At 69.6% G+C, this 18836-nt stretch carries 15 protein-coding genes and 2 pseudogenes; 3 read left to right on the forward strand and 14 right to left on the reverse strand.

Annotation, left to right across the window (positions count from 1 at the left end):
- Window positions 1-33: 33 nt before the first annotated feature.
- From ACIQV3_RS35550 to ACIQV3_RS35580, 7 genes are all read right to left on the reverse strand, one after another.
- A complete protein-coding gene (locus ACIQV3_RS35550; RefSeq protein ID WP_403719987.1) occupies window positions 34-1218 on the reverse strand; it encodes a cytochrome P450 in 1185 nt (394 codons plus the stop codon).
- Entirely contained in the window at window positions 1208-1915 is a 708-nt protein-coding gene (locus ACIQV3_RS35555; RefSeq protein ID WP_403719989.1) for a tRNA-dependent cyclodipeptide synthase, read from the reverse strand. The genes ACIQV3_RS35550 and ACIQV3_RS35555 overlap by 11 nt, the downstream gene beginning before the upstream one ends.
- Window positions 1916-2282: 367 nt before the next feature.
- Window positions 2283-3383 carry a Gfo/Idh/MocA family oxidoreductase gene (locus ACIQV3_RS35560; protein ID WP_403719991.1) on the reverse strand — a complete coding sequence of 367 codons (1101 nt, stop codon included), beginning with the start codon at window positions 3381-3383 and terminating at the stop codon, window positions 2283-2285.
- A 17-nt stretch (window positions 3384-3400) separates the two neighbouring features.
- Window positions 3401-4021, reverse strand: a complete 621-nt coding sequence (locus ACIQV3_RS35565; protein ID WP_403719994.1) for an amidohydrolase family protein — start codon at window positions 4019-4021, stop codon at window positions 3401-3403.
- Window positions 4022-4068: 47 nt separating this feature from the next.
- On the reverse strand, window positions 4069-4428 hold the full coding sequence (locus ACIQV3_RS35570) for an FAD-dependent monooxygenase (protein WP_403719999.1): 360 nt from the start codon (window positions 4426-4428) through the stop codon (window positions 4069-4071).
- Window positions 4397-5167 carry an FAD-dependent monooxygenase gene (locus ACIQV3_RS35575; RefSeq protein ID WP_403720002.1) on the reverse strand — a complete coding sequence of 257 codons (771 nt, stop codon included), beginning with the start codon at window positions 5165-5167 and terminating at the stop codon, window positions 4397-4399. The genes ACIQV3_RS35570 and ACIQV3_RS35575 overlap by 32 nt, the downstream gene beginning before the upstream one ends.
- 252 nt (window positions 5168-5419) lie before the next feature.
- Window positions 5420-6187, reverse strand: a complete 768-nt coding sequence (locus tag ACIQV3_RS35580) for an IclR family transcriptional regulator (RefSeq protein WP_403720006.1) — start codon at window positions 6185-6187, stop codon at window positions 5420-5422.
- Between the two features lie 75 nt (window positions 6188-6262).
- On the opposite strand from ACIQV3_RS35580, the gene ACIQV3_RS35585 reads away from it, so the two are divergent.
- Window positions 6263-6958 (forward strand): substrate-binding domain-containing protein, encoded by a 696-nt coding sequence (locus ACIQV3_RS35585; RefSeq protein WP_403720013.1) that lies wholly within the window; start codon window positions 6263-6265, stop codon window positions 6956-6958.
- A 180-nt stretch (window positions 6959-7138) separates the two neighbouring features.
- Here ACIQV3_RS35585 and ACIQV3_RS35590 read toward each other — a convergent pair whose 3' ends face one another.
- The 7 genes and pseudogenes from ACIQV3_RS35590 to ACIQV3_RS35620 form a co-directional block, all read right to left on the reverse strand.
- Window positions 7139-7960, reverse strand: coding sequence for a hypothetical protein (locus ACIQV3_RS35590; RefSeq protein ID WP_403720016.1), 822 nt, complete (start codon window positions 7958-7960; stop codon window positions 7139-7141).
- Entirely contained in the window at window positions 7957-8490 is a 534-nt protein-coding gene (locus tag ACIQV3_RS35595) for a SigE family RNA polymerase sigma factor (protein WP_403720019.1), read from the reverse strand. Before ACIQV3_RS35595 ends, ACIQV3_RS35590 begins: the two co-directional genes overlap by 4 nt.
- 120 nt (window positions 8491-8610) lie before the next feature.
- Window positions 8611-9513, reverse strand: a complete 903-nt coding sequence (locus ACIQV3_RS35600; RefSeq protein ID WP_403720021.1) for an expansin EXLX1 family cellulose-binding protein — start codon at window positions 9511-9513, stop codon at window positions 8611-8613.
- Window positions 9514-9937: 424 nt separating this feature from the next.
- Complete coding sequence (gene mmsB, locus ACIQV3_RS35605) at window positions 9938-11173, reverse strand: multiple monosaccharide ABC transporter permease (protein ID WP_403720024.1); 1236 nt, start codon at window positions 11171-11173, stop codon at window positions 9938-9940.
- A 3-nt stretch (window positions 11174-11176) separates the two neighbouring features.
- Window positions 11177-12723, reverse strand: a pseudogene (mmsA, locus tag ACIQV3_RS35610) (multiple monosaccharide ABC transporter ATP-binding protein).
- Between the two features lie 102 nt (window positions 12724-12825).
- Window positions 12826-13929, reverse strand: a complete 1104-nt coding sequence (gene chvE / locus ACIQV3_RS35615) for a multiple monosaccharide ABC transporter substrate-binding protein (protein WP_403720026.1) — start codon at window positions 13927-13929, stop codon at window positions 12826-12828.
- A gap of 167 nt (window positions 13930-14096) precedes the next feature.
- Window positions 14097-15956, reverse strand: coding sequence for a family 43 glycosylhydrolase (locus ACIQV3_RS35620; protein ID WP_403720030.1), 1860 nt, complete (start codon window positions 15954-15956; stop codon window positions 14097-14099).
- Window positions 15957-17088: 1132 nt separating this feature from the next.
- On the opposite strand from ACIQV3_RS35620, the gene ACIQV3_RS35625 reads away from it, so the two are divergent.
- Window positions 17089-18525 (forward strand): non-reducing end alpha-L-arabinofuranosidase family hydrolase, encoded by a 1437-nt coding sequence (locus ACIQV3_RS35625; RefSeq protein WP_403720035.1) that lies wholly within the window; start codon window positions 17089-17091, stop codon window positions 18523-18525.
- Between the two features lie 90 nt (window positions 18526-18615).
- Window positions 18616-18827, forward strand: a pseudogene (locus ACIQV3_RS35630) (family 43 glycosylhydrolase); the annotation flags it as partial.
- Between the last annotated feature and the right edge of the window lie 9 nt (window positions 18828-18836).

Consider the following 18836-nt stretch of genomic DNA (forward strand, 5'->3'; position numbering starts at 1 on the left):
CCCGGGCCCGCCCAAGTACGGCCTGCCGAGCGGCTACCAGAGGACGGGGAGCCGCTCGGGGAGGCGCTTCATGAACCGGGTGCGCCAGACGAGCTGGTCGACCGGCACGGCCAGCTGGAGGCGGGGCATCTTCTCCAGGAGCACCTCGATGGCGATCTCGGTGTGCCGCTTGCCGAGGGCGGTGGCGGGGCAGTAGTGCGGCCCGCCGCCGAAGGAGAGGTGGGTGGCGGCGTTCTGCCGGTCGATGTCGACCACGTGGGGATCGCTGAACACGGCCGGGTCCGTGTTGGCGGCCTCGACCAGCACGAGGAGGAGCTCCCCCTTCTTCACCTCGACGTCCCCGAGGGTGACGTCCTCGAGGGCCAGGCGGGGCAGCCCGTCACCGATCGAGAGGTTGACCCGCAGGAGTTCGTCCACGGCGCCCGGGATCTTCTCCGGCGCCTTCCGCAACTGCTCCCACACGTCCGGGTTCTGGAGGAGGGAGAAGACCGCCATCGTCAGGAAGCCCATGGTGGAGATGACCCCGGCGCCGAACAGGGTGACGCCGACCGTGGCGAGCATCTCGTCGGTGAGGTGCGCGTATTGGGGGTCCGGGCGCAGGGCCGCCAGCTCGGAGACGAGACCGGTGGTGGAGGGGTCGTCGAGGCGTTCGACCATATAGGCGATGTCCCGGTCCCAGTTGAGCTTGGCACCGGTGACGGGGCAGGCCGAGTTCATGAACGCGATGTCGAGGCTGGACGCCAGGCGCGGGGCGTCGGCCACCGGTATGCCGAGGATGCGGCAGTGCAGGTTCTCGGCGTACGGGTTGGTGAACTGGCCGCGCAGGTCGACCGGGGCCCCGTGGGTGAGGAGGCCGTCGACGAGGGCGGAGGCCTCGGCGCGCATCCAGTCGGTGAGTCCGTCGGTCTTGGGGTTGATCGCCTTGAGGACGGCCTTGCGCAGACCGGCCCCGGTGATGTTGCCCATGTTGTTGACGACCTCGGGCGGGATCGTCAACGCGTACTGGCGGGGCACCCCGGGGGCCGAGGTGTCCTTCAGGCTGAACCTGGGATCTTCCAGGACCTGCTTGCACAACTCGTAGGAGGAGACGAGCCAGGCTTCGTCACCGGCGATCGTGCGGACCCGCTTGACCGGCTCGTCGCGCAGCTCCTCCACCTCGGCGGGAAGCTGGTCGCCGCGCGCGGAGAACGGGAAGTCGAGAAGGGTCTCAGTGGACATCGGGTGCTCCTTCGGCGGGGGTGATGACGGCGTGTCCCTGGTTGCGCGAGGCGCGCAGGCCGGAGCCGCGTGAGTAGAGCAGTTCCGCCATCGGCAGGAGCTGGTGGTAGCAGTTGAGGGAGGACGGCACCCCGAGGATCGCGGGGGTGTCCAGGAAGAGCGGCGCCTCGGCGCAGACGTACTCCAGGCAGACTTCGCGCTGCCGCGTGGTGGCGGTCTTGCCGCCCAGCACCTTGGAGGAGAGGAACGCGTCGACCAGGGAATTGCAGGTGCTGCGGAACTCCGGGTCGGTGTCGAGCAGGTTGTACAGGTGGGTGTGGAGCGCGCGGTACGCGGGAATGTCCGTGAGGGCCGACATGGGCCGCGCACGCAGACGCGTACCGGTGGGGTCGGCTTCCGCCGCGGCGTTGTTGACCTTGGCGCGGACGCCCCGCAGGTTCTTGACCGCCTTGCGCCGGGCTTCGTCGGCGTCGTAGCCGAGGGCCTCGTACATCTCGGCCACGTGCAAGTCGGTGTAGATGAGATCGACCTGCGCGAAATGACGCATGCCCCACTGGGCGAGGTCGAGAACGCGCTGGGCGGAGAAGTAGCTGTTTCCGGGCGAGATGCCGATCACGGCGTGATCGCCTTCGGCGTGAATCACCTGGCAGTGCGGGGTGTACGGCCGGACTGTGAAGACTTCGGTCAATGTCGTCAACAGGTGTCGGGTCCTTCGCGCCGCAAGTCCCATGGGGCCCTGTGCCCCGGGTGTGGCGGCGACGTGACGGAAAGGTACCGGACGAGTGCGCACGGTCCTATGCCTTCCGGCCGGTAACTCACCTGCTGGACAGCACGGTTGCCCGGGGCTACGAGCAGGTGGCGGGCCTTGCGGCACCTGGAAGAGCGCTCGCCGCCCCGGGCCCGCGGCGCGTACGGGAGGTCACCCGCCGCACGGAGACGGCCTCCGAGGGTGACCGGTTACCGCCCTGCGGGGTGGTGCGGGCGCCGCCAGTGACCCGCGAGGTCGCCTCCGGGAGCCCAGACGCTGAGGGTGACCCACCCCGCGCCGGCACGCGTCGGCGCGGTCACGCGTCCGCGGCGGCGGTGAGCTGCTGTTCCAGCGCCGCCAGCGTCCGGTAACAGGGAAGGACCTGGGCGATGGACGAGTTCGGCTCGCGGCCCTCGCGGATCGCGGCGACGAACTCGCGGTCCTGGAGCTCGATGCCGTCCATCGACACGTCGACACCGCTCACGTCGATCGGCTCGTCCTTGCCCGTGAACAGGTCGTCGTACCGGGCGATGTAAGTGCCGGTGTCGCCGATGTAGCGGAAGAAGGTGCCCAGCGGCCCGTCGTTGTTGAAGGACAGCGACAGCGTGCAGATCGCGCCGCCGGCCGCGCGCAGCTGGATCGACATGTCCATCGCGATGCCCAGCTCGGGGTGGATCGGACCTTGCACCGCGTTGGCCTGCACGATCGGTGAACCGGTCTGGTACGCGAACAGATCCACCGTGTGCGCGGCGTGATGCCACAGCAGGTGGTCGGTCCAGGAGCGCGGCTCCCCGAGCGCGTTGAGGTTCCCCCGGCGGAAGAAGTACGTCTGCACGTCCATCTGCTGGATGTTGAACCGACCGGCCTCGATCCGCCGGTGCACCCACTGATGGCTGGGGTTGAAGCGGCGGGTGTGGCCCACCATCGCGACGAGCCCGGTGCGCTCCTGCGCCGCCCGGCACGCCTCGGCATCGGCGAGGGAGTCGGCGAGCGGGATCTCGGTCTGCACGTGCTTGCCCGCGTCGAGGCAGGCCAGGGTCTGCGCTGCGTGCATCTGGGTGGGGGTGGCGAGGATGACGGCGTCGATGTCGTCCATCGCCAGCACTTGGTCCAGGGAGGCGGCGGCGCGGCCCACGCCCTGCTCGGCGGCGAACTTCTGGGCCCGTTCGGGGCTGCTGCTCACGACGGCGGCCACTTCGACGCCCTCGATGCGGCGAGTGCGGCAGCGTGCTTGGCGCCGAAGGCGCCGCCGCCGGCCAGGGCGATCCGCAGGGGGGCGAAGGTAGGGGCGCATCAGCCCGACCCGGCCCATCGCCTCGTGGATCGTCGCGACGCCGTACTTCGACAGCTCGGCGACGGCATCGGGGTCGGCCCGGTCGATCTTGGTGTGGACGACGCCGATCCGGGTGTGTTCCATGGGTGCTTCTCCTGGGGTCAGCGGCCGGCCGCGGCGAGGCGGGCGGCGAGTCGGGGGTAGACGCGCAGGGCGTTGCCGGCGTAGACGGCGGCGCGTTCCCCGTCCGACAGGTGCGACGTGGCGTCAACGTAGCGCTTGGTGTCGTCGAAGTGGTGGCCGGTGCGCGGGTCGATGTCGCGGACGGCGCCGATCATCTCGCTGGCGAACAGGACGGACCGGCTGGGGATCACGCGGGTCAGCAGGTCGATGCCGGGCTGGTGGTAGACGCAGTCGAAGAAGACGTGGTCGAGCAGCGTCTCCGGGTCCGGCCTGCCCAGCGCCATCGCCAGGCCGCGGAACCGGCCCCAGTGGTACGGCACGGCCCCGCCGCCGTGCGGGATCACGAACCGCAGCGTCGGGAAGTCGGCGAACGGGTCGCCCTGGACGAGCTGCATGAACGCCGTGGTATCGGCGTTCATGTAGTGCGCGCCGGTGGTGTGGTGGCCCTCGACGGCCCGGCGCAGGTCGTCGTCGGTGATGACGAGGCCGTCGGGGTCGGGCGCGTCCGCGGGGGAGCCGACGGCCGCGATCTGCCGGTCGCGCCACTCGGCCAGCTGCGCCGGTGCGGTGGTGAAGTGACCGTGACAGTCGATGATCATGGGAGGTCTCCTGGGGTGCCGGGGCGGGAGCCGGGCTGGGGACGCGATCAGTCCCGGGCGCCGGCGGGCCAGCCCGTGTACTGCTCCGAGAGGTACGTCCGTCCGGCGCGCGTGCCCACCACGTTGTCGAGTTCGCCGAGCTGGCGCCGCAGGTCGAAGGCCGAGGCGCCGGGCGCGGTGTGGAGCAGCCGGGTCATCCAGTACGAGAAGTTCTGCGCCCGCCACACCCGCTGGAGGGCCCGCGGCTGGTACTCGTCCAGCGCGGCCCCGCCCTCGCGGCCGAGGGCCCGCGGCAGCACGTCGGCGAGGACCTTCACGTCGTGCAGCGCCAGGTTGAGTCCGCGGGCGCCGGTCGGCGGCACCGTGTGCGCGGCGTCACCGGCGAGCACCATCGAGCCCCAGCGCATGGGCTCCTGCACGAACGAGCGGAACCGCAGCACCGTCTTCCCGAGGACCGGCCCCCTCCTTCAGCCGGAAGCCGGCCTCACCGGCCACCCGCGCCTGGAGGGTCTCCCAGATGCGGTCGTCCGACCAGGCGTCGACGGACTCGTCCGGGGAGCACTGGAAGTACATGCGCTGCACGGCCTCGGTGCGCTGACTGATCAGCGCGAAGCCGTGCTCGGAGTGGGCGTAGATCAGCTCGGGTGCGCTCATCGGCGCCTCGGCGAGGATGCCGAACCACGCGAAGGGGCACTCCTTGCCGTACCGCGTCCGCCGCTCCTCCGGCACCATGTCGCGGCACATGCCGCGGGACCCGTCCGCGCCGACCACGTACCGCGCGCGGATCTCGTGCCGGGACCCGTCGGCCGCCGTGTACCGGACGCGCGGGGCGTCGGTGGTGATGTCGAGGACCTCGGTGTCCCTGACGCCGAAGTGGACCGTGCCGCCGTCGCGCTCCCGCGCGTCTGCCAGGTCGATGAGCACGTCGGTCTGCGGGTAGAGCCACACGGACTCACCCACCAGGGCCTTGAAGTGGATACGGTGCGCCCGGCCGCCGAACCGGAGCTCGGTGCCCTCGTGCTCGTGGCCGTCCCGCAGGATCCGGTCGGAGACACCGGTCTCGACCAGATCCCGGGCCACGTCGGCCTCCAGGATCCCGGCGCGCTGCGTCGTCTCTATCTCGCGCCGGGTACGGGTGTCGAGCACGATCGTCCCGACCCCCGACCCCCGACCCCCGACCCCCCGCGCGCCCGAGCCGGTGCGCCAGCATCAGGCCGGCGGGACCGGCGCCGACCACGGCCACGGGGACCGAGGCGACGGTGTCGACAGGGGCATCGGCCGTGGCATCTCCTGAGCGACTGCGAACGTTCCGAACACCCCGAACGTTGACACCCGTTCCGATGCCAGGTCGCTGCTGTTTCCGTCAGGCGGAAGCCCGTCCCGTCCCGATCCGGGACTTCAGGAGGTCGTACGGGTACGCCGGCCCAGCTCCTGCGAGATCCCGTGCGCGGCCCGCAGCAGCGGATCCCACAGCCGGCGCGCACGGCTGGCGCCCTGCGCGGTGATCACCACCCCGAGAGCGGCGCTCACCGGCCCGGCCCGCCCGATCCGCACGGGCGCGGCCACCGCGACCGTGCTCTCCGACAGCTGACGGTCGCTGACGAAGACGTGCTCGCGGCGGATCCGGTCCAACTCCCCCCGCAGCGCCTTCGGATCCACGACCGTGTGCGGGGTCCACGCTCGCAGCGGCGCGTCGAGGACCTCCTCCTGGATGTCCTGCGGCGCGTGCGCGAGGAGCACCCGGCCCATCCCTGTGGAGGCGATCGGGAAACGCGTCCCGACCATCGTCAGCAGCTCCACCGACCGGTGCCCGGCGATCCGCTCGACGAACACGAGCTCCGTGCCCTCACGCACCGCGAGCTGGACGTTCTCGTGCGTGACCTCGTACAGGTCCTGCATGAACGGCAGCGCCACATCGCGCAGGATCTGGGTGCGCGGGCACCCCGAGGCGATCTCCCAGAGCCGCAGCCCCACGTGCCACGACCCGTCCTCGGCCCGCTCCAGCACGCCCCAGCCCGCCAGCTCGGCCACCACCCGGTGCGTGGTGCTCAGGGCCAGCCCCGTGCGCTGAGCGATCTCCGACAACGTCTGCGCCGCGTGCTCGCGGTCGAAGGCCGAGAGGACCTCCAGGACCTTTCCAGCCGCCGTGCTCCGGGTTGTGCTCACATCATCAGTCTCGCAGACCGGCGTTGAGGCACGCGGCCGGGCACCGTACCATCTGCCGGACACCAGGGAGGCGAAGTGGACCAAGACATCTCCGGGCTGTCTTCGATGGCGACGCGGCCCCTACTGGCCGAGCTGTCCGAACACATCCGGCTCACTCACGGGCTCCCCGTACATTTCGATTCCGCCGGCGGGGTCGAGATCGCGCGGCGGGTGCGCGAAGGGGCCGAGGCCGACCTGCTCGTCCTCGCCGACGGCGCACTGGCCGAGCTGGAGAAGGAGGGGCACATCCTCGAGGGCACGACACGACCGCTGTGGATCTCGCAGGTCGTCGCCGCCGTGGCGGAAGGAACACCCGTTCCGGCCCTCGGCTCGGAACCCGACCTGCGAGCCGCGCTGACGTCCGCGGAGGGGATCGCCTACTCCACCGGCCCCAGCGGCACGGCCCTCATCGATCTGATCACCCGGCTGGATCTCGCCGAAACGCTGTCTGATCGGCTTGTTCAAGCGCCACCGGGGGTGCCGGCGGGCAGCCTGCTGGCGTCCGGACGAGCCGACCTGGCCTTTCAACAGCACAGCGAGTTGATGGACCTGCCGGGCGTCGCCGTCATCGGCCCGCTGCCGGGTGACACCGCCATCAGCTCGACGTTCAGCGGGGGTGTACTGACCGCCTCCAGCCAGCGGAGCCTCGCCCGCGAAGTCCTTGACCTCCTCGGCTCCGACGCGGCGTCGAGGACCGCCCACCTCAGGGGCATGCGGGCGCCTGGGTACTGAAGGCGCTGCGGAAGGCGGTATCCGGGGTGCAGTGCTCCGCAAGCCCGCGGCCGGCTTCTCGCCGGGTCAGGGCGATGGCCCGGCCGAGCGCAGGCGAGACGTCCCGGGGCGCGAGCGCCGGACATCTGGACGAACGCGCCGCAGTCCTGGGTGGCTTCGCCCAGGACTGCGGGCATGGCCTCATCGTGGCGGGGTGAAACCGCCCCACACCGAGAGGGCGCCGCGGGGGCCGTCGGCGTCGACGCGGTAGCCGTCGTGCTCGACCTCGCGTGCGCCGGCGGCGTGGTTGTACTGGCCGGCGAAGACATGCTGTCCGGCCGGTACCGTGCGGCCCGGCTTGAGGATCCAGCGGTAGACCACTGCTCCGCCCTCGTTCTGCACGGTGACGGTGAAATCCTCGGGGGGCAGAGTCCGCCAGTGGCCGGTGCTCCGTACTGCGCCGGTCTGCGCGATGCGCAGTTCCACGGTGAGTGCGGTAAGCGGCTGGGTGGACTTGAGGGTGATGTTGCTCTGCGCCCAGAAGCTGTTGCCGTTCGTGCCCAAGGAGCCGGCCGACGACAGGGACCCGTCCTGGACGCGCGTTCCGCCGGGCCGGGCCGGGCCGCCTGAGGAGCCGGACGCAGAAGGGCTGGGTCCCGCCGGGGACGAACGGTCCGGCGTGGTCGGGCGGCCGGTGGCGGGCGCCGACGGTGTAGCCGGCGCCGAGGGTGTCGACCGGGGCGTCCCGGACGGCGCCGACGGCGCGGCGGGGGTGGCCGAGACGCCCGGCCGGGCCGGCGGGGACTGGACGATGGCGGCGACGGCGAAGCCGCCGACCGCCAGAGTGCCGGCCGCTGCCAGGGAAGCGAGCGCGATCCTGGGCCAGGGCCTCGCACCCGAGGACTCGCGGTGGCGGACGGGGGCGCCGGACGTGCCGCGTTCCACGCGTGCCAGGATCCGGGCACGGTCGGGCTGGTGGGCCTCGGCGGCCGCGCGCAGCCGCCCGGTGAGTTCCTCGTTCAACGGCTCCTCCTCCCCGCCAACAGTTCCCCGGCTGCTCCTGTGCTGCCCAGCATCCGTTCCAGCTCGGCCATCCCCTTCGAGGTCTGGCTCTTCACCGTACCGACCGATATTCCGAGCGCCAGAGCGGTGTCCCTCTCCGACAGGTCGAAGGCGTGCCGCAGGACCACGCACGACCGCTTCCGGAACGGCAATCGGGCGAGAGCGGTCCGCACGTCCACCACGGCGGCCACGTCCGGACCGTGCGACGGCTCCGCACCGCGGGACCAGAACAGGGCGATCCGGCGGCGCTCGCGCACCGTGCTGCGGATCCGCGACCGTGCCAGGTTGGCGACCACGCCACGGGCGTAGGCGAGTGGGTACTCGGCCCGGCGCAGCCGGTCCCAGCGCTGCCACAGTGCGATCAGGGCGTCCGCGGCCAGATCGTCGGCGCCGTCCGCCTCGCCCGTCAGGAGATGGGCGAACCGGGCGAGTTCGGCGTAGTGGCGTTCGAAGAAGTCGTGGAACTCCGCGGACGCGTCATCGAGGACCATGTCCGTTGGTCGTCCTCTCCGAAAATGTGTGCGCTAACATCCGGGCGGCAGCGTACCAGTGCCCGGTTGACCGGGGCGCGCCGATGCGGCGTACCCGGCTCCGCCCCCTGCGGTGCGGTTTCAGTGCGCGGCGAACTGGACCCGGGTCGGTTGTGCGACGTTGGGCAGCAGCGCGGTCCCGTCGACCGTCAGCCGCTCTCCGTAGATGTCGGTGATCCTCATCGCGCCACCGCACCCACCGCCGTCGGCGGAGAGGAAGTAGTTGTAGTCGGTACGGGGCAGCTTCCGCCAGCCCTTGCCGGTGCGTACCTCCAGCCGTGCGACCGGATTCCGGTGGTCGATCACCTGGATGCCGCACCAGTGGGCGCTGGACCCGGTTTTGTACCGGAGGGAGAGGGTGTCGGAGGTGCGGGGGCTCACCAGGCTCCAGGTGATCGGGATACGGCCGACCTTGAGCTCGGCCAGTTTCGCGAAGGCCTGTTCACTGAGGTCCAGTTGTCCGGGCGCGCAGGGGAGCGGGCATTCGTTGGTGATCCGGACCGTGATCGAGGCGCCGTTCGCGGCGCGGACGCGCACGTACGCGCCGCAGGCCCTGGACGACTCGTAGTCGGTGGTGTTCATCGCCGCGATCATGAGGTCGTCGCTCGGGCCGAACAGGCAGGCGCCGTTGCCGTCGGCGGCGGCGTAGGCGGTGGCGACGCCCTTGTAGGTGGTACCCGGCCGGATACGTCCTGCCGAGGGCGCCGGGGTGGACGCCGCCGGTGGGGTCTTCTTCGCCGTTGGCGGGGGCGCCGCCGCCGCGCTGGTTGCGGCGGCGCTCGCGCTCGGGGTCGCCGGGGCACGCGACCCGGCCGCCAGGGGCGCTGGGCTCGTCGGGGCCGAGGGCGCGGCTCCCGCAGGGGTGGCGGCGGGGGCGGCCACGTCGGCCCCGGCGCCGGCCCCGGCCGTGGGGCCGGGGAGCATGGCCGTCACCAGGCAGAAGAGGACGCCCGCGGCGGTCAGTATCACCGCTGTACCGAGCATCAGCCTGTGTCTGTGCCTGCGCTGCCGCGCGGCCTGCCGTGCAGTCTGCATGTCCGTCCGTTCGAAGATCCGAGTCGAGGTGCACTGCCTAGTCGCCGCAGGACGCGAAAAGGTTGCCGACGGTGGGAAGCAGGCGCGCGGCGGGTCCTGACCGGCGACGAGGACTCCGAACCCGACCACTGGGTGACCAGGGTCGCCAACCGCCCCGCGGAGGTGCGGGCATGACGACCGGAGCTGGCAGGCCGCTCAGCCGATCCCGCCGTACCCGGGTCATGAGTACGACGTCTCCTTCCTCAAGCACGAGCCTTCTTCGAGCGGACCGTCGACGCGCGAGCGGAGCTGCGGGAGGCGTGCTCCCGGTAGGCGGGGCACCCCTCCTCGTGCGGGCGGCGGCATCGAGGAGGGGCAGAGGCAGGGGCAGGGATCAGGCTCCGGCCTTGCGCTTGTTGTAGACGTCGAAGCCGACCGCCGCCAGCAGCACCAGGCCCTTGATCACCTGCTGGTAGTCGGTACCCACGCCGACCAGCGACATGCCGTTGTTCAGTACGCCCAGCACCAGACCGCCCGTGAGCGCGCCGATGACGGTTCCCACACCGCCGCTCGCGGAGGCGCCGCCGATGAAGGCGGCGGCGATCGCCTCGAGCTCGAAGTTGATGCCGGCCTGCGGCGTACCCGCGTTGAGCCGCGCGGCGAAGACCATCCCGGCCAGGGCCGCGAGGACACCCATGTTCACGAAGGCCAGGAAGACGACCCGCTTGCTCTTCACCCCGGACAGCCTCGCCGCCGCCTCGTTTCCGCCGATGGCGTAGGTGTGCCGGCCGAGGATCGAGTTGCGCATCACGTATCCGAAGCCGACCAGCAGGACGCCGAGGATCAGGAGGACGATCGGCACCCCGTGGTAGCTGGCCAGCAGCAGCGTGAAGGCCACCACGGCCGTGGTGATCGCGCCGAGCTTCAGCAGGAACAGTCCGGCCGGGAGCGGTTCCAGCCCGTACGAGGCGGCCCGCCGCCGTCCGCGCACCTCCTGCAGGATCGCGACGGCCAACACCACGAAGCCGAGCAGCAGGGTGAGGTTGTGGTAGTTGGTGTGGGGGCCGACCGCGGGGAGGAAGCCGCTGCTGATGTTCTGGAAGCCCTTGGGGAACGGGGCCACCGACTGTCCCTGCAGGAGGATCTGGGTCCCACCGCGGAAGAGCAGCATGCCGGCCAGCGTGACGATGAACGAGGGGATTCCGAGATAGGCGATCCGGAACCCCTGCCAGGCTCCGGCGAGAGCCCCGATCAGCAGCGCGGCCACCAGCGCCACGGGCCACGGCGCGTGGTGTTTGACCATCATCACCGCCGCGGCCGCCCCGACGAAGGCGGCGAGCGAACCGACCGACAGGTCGATGTGCCCGGCGATGATGACGATCATCATGCCGATGGCCAGGATGAGGATGTAGCCGTTCTGCTGGATCAGATGGGTGATGTTGAGCGGCTGGAGCAGGATGCCGCCCGTCCAGAACTGGAACAGCAGCACGATCAGCGCCAGCGCGAGCAGCATCCCGTACTGGCGCAGGTTGCCGCGCAGCGCCCGGGCCAGTACGGCACCGGCCGACGGTCGTCGGCCGGGCTCCGGTGTGCGGGGCGTGGTGTCTGGGGTGGTCTTGGTCTGGGCCATGCCTCACACCTGCTTGTCGGGGTATGCCGCGCTCATGGTCATGAGCCGCATGAGGGATTCCTGGGTGGCTTCCGCGCGGTTGACCTCACCGGTGATCCGGCCTTCGGCCATGGTGTAGATCCGGTCGCACAGGCCCAGGAGTTCGGGGAGTTCGGAGGAGATGACGAGCACCGCCTTGCCCTGGGCGGCGAGTTCGGCGATGACGGTGTAGATCTCCGCCTTGGCGCCGATGTCGATGCCCGGGTGGGCTCGTCGAGGATCAGCACCTCCGGCCCGGCGAAGATCCACTTGCTGAGGACGACCTTCTGCTGGTTGCCGCCGCTGAGTTTGCCGGTCTGCGCGAACACCGAGGGGGCCTTGATGTTCATGGTCCGCCGGAACGATTCGGCGACCCTCGCCTCCTCGTGCCGGTCGACCCAGCCCCGCCGGGCGACCTTGCCGAGGGCGCTCAGAGAGATGTTCCGGCTGATGTCGTCACCCAGGTTGAGGCCGAGCTGCTTGCGGTCCTCGGTCACGTACGCGATGCAGTGCCCGATCGCCTCCGGCACCGTCCGGGTACGGATCTCCCGGCCGTCCAGCCGCACCCGGCCGCCGGTCCACCGTCCGTACGAGCGGCCGAAGACGCTCATGGCCAGTTCGGTGCGGCCGGCGCCCATGAGGCCGGCGATGCCGACGATCTCGCCTCGACGGACGTTGAGCGAGACGCTGTCGACCACCTTGCGCCGGTGGTCGATCGGGTGCTGGACGCTCCAGTCCTCGATCTCGAAGGCGACCTCACCGATCTCTGAGGTGTGCTCGGGGTAGCGGTGCTCCAGGTCGCGGCCGACCATGCCGCGGATGATCCGCTCCTCGGAGATGCCCTCGGGACCGATCGCGAGGGTCTCGATGGTCCGCCCGTCGCGCAGGATGGTGACGGCATCGGCGACCCGGGCGATCTCGTTCAGCTTGTGCGAGATGAGGATGCAGGAGATGCCCTGGGCCTTGAGTTCGAGGATCAGGTCGAGCAGCTTGCGGCTGTCCTCGTCGTTCAGGGCGGCCGTCGGCTCGTCCAGGATGAGCAGCTTGACCTTCTTGGCGAGCGCCTTGGCGATCTCGACCAACTGTTGTTTGCCCACGCCGAGATCGGCGATCCTGGTGTGAGGGCTCTCGTCGAGTCCGACCTGCCGGATCAGTGCGGCGGCGTGGGTCAGCGTCCTGTGCCAGCTGATGACGCCCCGGGTGGCGTGCTCGTTGCCGAGGAAGATGTTCCCGGCGATGGACAGGTAGGGCACCAGCGCGAGTTCCTGGTGGATGATCACGATGCCGTGCTGCTCGCTGGCCCGGATGTCCCGGAACCTGCAGGGCTCGCCCTCGAAGTAGATCTCGCCCTGGTAGCCGCCGTGGGGGTGGACCCCGCTGAGTACCTTCATCAGCGTGGACTTGCCGGCGCCGTTCTCACCGCAGACGGCGTGCACCTCACCTGCGGCGACGGTGAGGTTGACCTCGGAGAGGGCCTTGGCACCGGGAAACGTCTTGCTGATCGACCGCATCTCGAGAACGGGTCGGGCCATGGTTGTGCATCCGTATCGTCGGGGCGGTGCGGTGCGGGGCGGTCCCGCGGGAGTCGCACCGCCGTTTCATCGCCGCCGGACCCGTCGGTCGGGCTGCGTGGGTTACTTGAGCTGGTCCGCGGTGTACTGGCCGCTGTCCACCAGGACCTTCTGGTAGTTCTCCTTGTCGACGCTGACCGGCTGGAGCAGCTGCGCCGGTACGGTCTTGAAGCCGTTGTTGTACTGGCTGGTGTCGTTGACTTCGGGCTTGCCGCCCGTCAGCAGCGCGTCGCCCATCTGGACTGCGGACTTGGCCAGTTGGCGGGTGTCCTTGTAGACGGTCTGGGTCTGCTCGCCCGCGATGATCGACTTCACCGAGGCCAGCTCGCCGTCCTGGCCCGTGACGACGGGAATGGGCTGGCCGGTGCCGTAGCCGACGCCCTTGAGCGAGGAGATGATGCCGATCGAGATGCCGTCGTACGGCGAGAGCACGGCGTCGACGCGGGCGGCGGTGTACGACTTGCTCAGCAGGTTGTCCATCCGGGACTGGGCGAGGCCGCCGTCCCAGCGCAGCGTGGCGATCTGAGTGAAGGAGGTCTGGCCGCTCTGCACGACCAGCTTCTTGTCGTCGATGTACGGCTTGAGGACGCTCATCGCACCGTTGAAGAAGAACGTGGTGTTGTTGTCGTCCGGTGAGCCGGCGAACAGCTCGATGTTGAACGGGCCCTTGCCGTCCTTGAGACCGAGCTTGTCGACGATGTAACTGCCCTGGAGGACGCCGACCTTGTGGTTGTCGAAGGTCGCGTAGTAATCGACGTTCCCGGTGCCGCGGATCAGCCGGTCGTAGGAGATGACGGGGACGTGGGCGTCGGCGGCCTTCTGCAGCACGTTGGTGAGGGAGGAACCGTCGATGGCGGCGATCACCAGCAGCTTGGCGCCCTTGGTGATCATGTTCTCCACCTGGGAGACCTGGTTCTCCACGACGTTGTCGCCGTACTGGAGATCGGTCTTGTAACCCTTGGCCTGGAACTCCTTGACCATGTTGTTGCCGTCATTGATCCAGCGCTCCGACGACTTGGTCGGCATCGCGATGCCGACGGGGCCGCCCTTGGCCTCCCCGCCGCCCCCGTCGGCCCCACCCTCGCCCGCGCCGTTGGCGCTCTGGCCGCAGGCTGCCAGCGACAGCGTCAGACCCAGGGTGACAAGGCCCGCTGAAAGCTTCCGCACAGTTCCTCCAGTGATGTTCCGCGACCGGCACGGTGCGACCCGGTCGGGAGAAACCGGAAGCGGTCGAGCGGGGCCGGCCGGGAGCCGTTCCTCGTACTGTGTGAAGTCCGGGTTCGCGGCGGCTCCGGCCTGGCGTTACCTGAGTGTTAACGCTCACAAATATGCCGTCAAGGGTCTGCTCGGATCGCCGTTGAGGCAACGACGGCGCGGGGATCTTCTTTCTCCGCGATGCCTCCGGAGTCCACGAACTGGAACTGCTGGTTGGTCCCGTCGTATCGGGCCCACTGCGTGAGCGCGGCGCCGTCCGCGGAGCTCGCGCCCGCCACGTCCAGTGCCTTGCCGCTGTTGCGGTTGACCATGACGTACCAGGCGTTCGTGTCCACAGGGCCCGGTTGAGCCGCCGGCGCGCACGCGCTCAACTCGAAGCGTTCCACCCGCACTTTGCCGCCGAGGGCCTTGGTGGCGTGGTTGAAGACGGCGAAGCGGTAGCCCATGAAGAACTCCCACGCCCGGCTCATGGTGAAGGCCGGGCCGAGCGGTGTGAAGGTGGTGCCGTCGGTGCTGTAGGAGAACGCCGCCTGGCGGCCCGGCCCCGGGCTGATGTCGGCGGTGGCGCGCAGCCAGACGCGGCTGCCGGAGGCGGGGAGGTCGGCGCGGGCCTGCTCGGTGCCGGTGCCGCTGGTGTTCCAGCGGGCGTCCATGGCCAGGCCGTCGAACATCACCAGCCTACTGACGCCGTTCTGCCGCGTGACGCCGATCCAGGCGGAGGAGTCGCGCAGCATCGCCAGCCCGGCCCGGTCGCCGTCCGCCATCCCGGAGCAGTCGAGCACGACGGTCGCGGTGGAGGCGGGGCCCTGGATACGGCGGGTGAGGGTGTTACGGGCGTTGTAGAGGTCGTTGGTGACGGTGGCGGTCCTGAGGGTGAGCCCGTTGTCGACGGTGAACGCGGCGGTGTCGGGGTTGTGGTTCCACTCCCAGTACGGCGCCAGCGCCGGCCCCCGGAAGGTGTCGGCGCCGGTCATCGGCGGGAGCGGGTGCGGGGTGACCGGGTAGGGGTATGTCTTGCCCCACGCGCCGTCGACGGTCTGGAGCTCGGGCCAGCCCTCGGCGTTCCAGGTGACCGGGGCCAGGGCGGGGACGCGGCCGCCGGGATAGGCGTCGATGAAGCCCATGTAGTACCAGTCGCCGTTCGGGGTGTCGACCAGCGCGCCCTGGTGCGGCACGCCGCCGCCGGGGATCGGGCGGGACAGGTCCCACAGCACCTCCCGCATCTCGTACGGGCCGAAGGGGCCTGAGGTGGACTTCCAGATGTACTGCCCGGCGGTGCCGTCGGCCGGGCGGGTGACGAAGATGTAGTAGTTCCCGTTGATCTTGTAGAAGCGGGAGCCCTCCATCAGGCCGAACTCGGCGGGCTTGGTGAGCACGTGCTGGGACCTGACCTCGGTGCGCATGTCCGGTGAGAGCTGCGCGACGCGGATCTCGTTGGCGCCGTACGCCACGTAGGGGGTGCCGTCGTCGTCGAAGAGCAGCCCCGCGTCGTAGTAGATGCTGCCGATCACGGCGTGCCGGGTCCAGGGGCCCGCAGCATCGGTGGCGCTATACACGTACGACCGCTGCCAGCCGATCTGGCCCAGCCAGTAGAAGGTCTTGTCGCTGGGGCGGTAGCGCATCGAGGACGCCCAGATGCCCCCGACGTACGCCCGTCCGCCGTTGAGGTCGTACGCGTCGCCGAAGTCGAGGACCGGCACCGAGTGGCCGATGAACTCCCAGTTGACCAGGTCGTAGGAGCGCAGGACGGGCGCGCCCGGCGAGTAGTGCATGGTCGAGCCGGTGTAGTAGTACGTGTCGCCGACGCGGATGACCTCGAGGTCGGCGAAGTCCTGCCAGATCACAGGGTTGGTGAACCGCTCCTGCTGGGCCGTCGGGGCCGCCGCCGCGCGCATCGCCGGCAGCGTGGCGCCCGCTACCAGGCCGACGGTGACCGCCATGACTTTCCGGCGGCTGTGGGGGTGTTGGAGCCAGGACATACGCGATCAGCTTCCTCACGAGTGGGGGGCCGAGAATCAAAGTGTTAGCGTTAACATTTCTGAGGACGAGCCGTGCAGGGGGTGATCTAGGTATCCCTCGGCATGTGCAGGAGCAGCCAGAGTGTTTGTCGCTTCTGTCTGCAAGAGGCCATCAAGGAGAAGCGGATGCTCCGCATCGGAACGGGCAAGGGACCGAGAGTCGAAGTTCGATGTATCGGACCTGACTCTGAATGCCGAACGGGAATCTAGGAGGGGGCAGGAGGGGTGTCAAGACCGGGCGATCAGCGGGTGGTCAGCCGCTCGCCCACGGCGGTCGTCGTTCGATGATCGTGTACGCATCGGGGCTCTCGAAGTCGTCCGGGTCAACTCCTCCTCCTCGTACACCTCAAGGGTGCCGAGGCGTCAGCCGAGACGGGCCGTGCTGTCCCGTAGGCCAGGATCGTGGCCAGTTCGACGCGGGGCGGCCCGCTGCGCGATCGGCTCCGGGGTGGAGGGCGCCATCGATGAGTCCGCTCACGGACACGGCATGCGTCGCTCCCGCTGCCGGGGACGGCCCGAAGCCCACCTGCATCACGTACTCACGGCTGTCGCCGTCAACATCGAACGACTCGGCAGCCGAACGCCGGCCGAGGAAACCTCCATATCGAGACAACCGACCGCCTTCCAGACCTTCCTGGACCAGCAGGGGATGCCCCGGCCGCGGTCCTGGCGACTCCTCGGCACCTGGCCGCGACCATCAAGATCACCGACAGGGTCAGGCTGACTGTCGCCTGCGCCGAAGGGTGTGAGCGTTCACGTCGGTGCCGTCAACAACACTGACAGGAGCAGATTCTGGTGACGCCTCGGTAGCAGGCATGTTACGACGGGGTGCTTGACGGTCCCTCATGTCCCGTGCTTTTCTCCCTGCAACGCGCCGGATGTTCGACCTTCAAGTTGTTAGCGCTAACAATGTGCCGTAGAGCCGGTGCCCCCCACCCCGCAGGGGTCACGTCCTGCCGCCGCCTCGGACGTGCCGTGCCCGGTCCGCACGCACCGAGAAGGACCGACCCCTGCCCAAGTCACCTTTAGGAGGGTGCAGATGAACGCTCTTGGTACAGCTCCACGCACCTCACGGCGAGGATGGCGGCCGCGGATGGCCGCCCTGCTCTCGATGGTCTTCGTGGCCGGCTTCCTCGCCATGGTGAACCCGTCGTCCGCCTCGGCGGCTTCGGTCGACACCGGCAAGTGGTACGTCCTGGTCAACCGCAACAGCGGCAAGGCGCTGGACGACTACAACTTCGCCACCGCCAACGGTTCGCCCGTCGTCCAGTGGACCCGGACCGGCAACGAAGCCCAGCAGTGGCGCTTCCTGGACTCCGGCAGCGGCTACTACCGCCTGCAGAACCGTAACTCCGGCAAGGTCCTGGACAACTACAACTGGTCCTCGGCCGACGGCACCGACGTCCTCCAGTGGAGCGACCTCAATGCGACCAACCAGCAGTTCCGCCTCGCCGACTCCGCCGACGGCTACGTCCGCCTCCTGAACCGCCACAGCAACAAGGCCCTCGAGGTCCAGAGCGCCTCCACCGCCGACGGCGGCAAGATCGTCCAGTACGCCGACTGGGGCGGCGCCAACCAGCAGTGGCAGCTCGTCCCCGTCGCCGACACGGGCACCGGCACGTGCGCTCTTCCGTCGACCTACCGGTGGACCTCGTCGGCTCCGCTGGCGCAGCCGGCGAACGGGCAGGTCGCGCTGAAGGACTTCACCACCGTGAAGTACAACGGCAAGCACCTGGTCTACGGGACCACCTCCAACGGAACGTCGTGGGGCTCGACGGGGTTCAGTCCCTTCACGAACTGGTCGGACATGGCGACGGCCACCCAGACCCGGATGAACGACACCGCGGTGGCGCCCGAACTGTTCTACTTCGCGCCCAAGAACCTCTGGGTGATGGTGGACCAGTGGGGTCAGTGGCCGTTCTACTACCGCACGTCCAGCGACCCCACCAACCCCAACGGCTGGTCCGCCCGGCAGCCGTTGTTCACCGGCAGCCTCCCCGCCGGCGAAGAAGGCGGCCCGATCGACCCGACCATGATCGCCGACGACCAGAACATGTACCTGTTCTTCGCCGGTGACAACGGCAAGATCTACCGGGCGAGCATGCCGATCGGGAACTTCCCGGGCAACTTCGGCTCCTCGTACACGACGGTCATGAGCGACACGACGAACCTTCTGTTCGAGGCGCCGGAGGTCTACAAGGTCAAGGGCCAGAACCAGTACCTCATGATCGTCGAGGCGCAGGGTTCGAACCGCTACTTCCGCTCGTTCACCGCCTCCGGCCTGAACGGTCCGTGGACCGTCCAGGCCGGCAGCGAGAGCAGCCCCTTCGCGGGCCAGGCCAACAGTGGTTCCGACTGGGCCCAGGGCGTCAGCCACGGCGACCTGGTCCGCGACAACCCCGACCAGACCATGACCATCGATCCCTGCAACCTGCAGTTCCTCTACCAGGGCCTCCTCAAGGACGTACCGCCGAACACCTCCTACGCGAACCTGCCGTACCGGCCGGGTCTGCTCACCCTGCAGCGCTGACCCGCCTGATCCACGGTGATCGCGATGTGGTGCGGTCCGCCGACGGGTGGACGAGCGGTTCACGGCGTGGGCGACTCCACCTGCTGACCGAAACGCGGTGTCGTGCTCCAGAAGCAACTGGAGCTCGGCATCAAGGGCCCCGGTCACCACTCGGTGGTGCGGGCGCCGGCACCGACACCTGGTACATCGCCTACCACCGGTTCGCCGTGCCAGGTGGCAACGGCACCAACCGTGAGGTCACCGTCGACCGCATGACGTTCAACGTCGACGGCACCATCACCCCGATCGTCCCCACCCTCTGATGCGAGGAG

The sequence above is a fragment of the Streptomyces sp. NPDC099050 genome, assembly GCF_044759865.1.
Classification (GTDB): Bacteria; Actinomycetota; Actinomycetes; order Streptomycetales; family Streptomycetaceae; genus Streptomyces.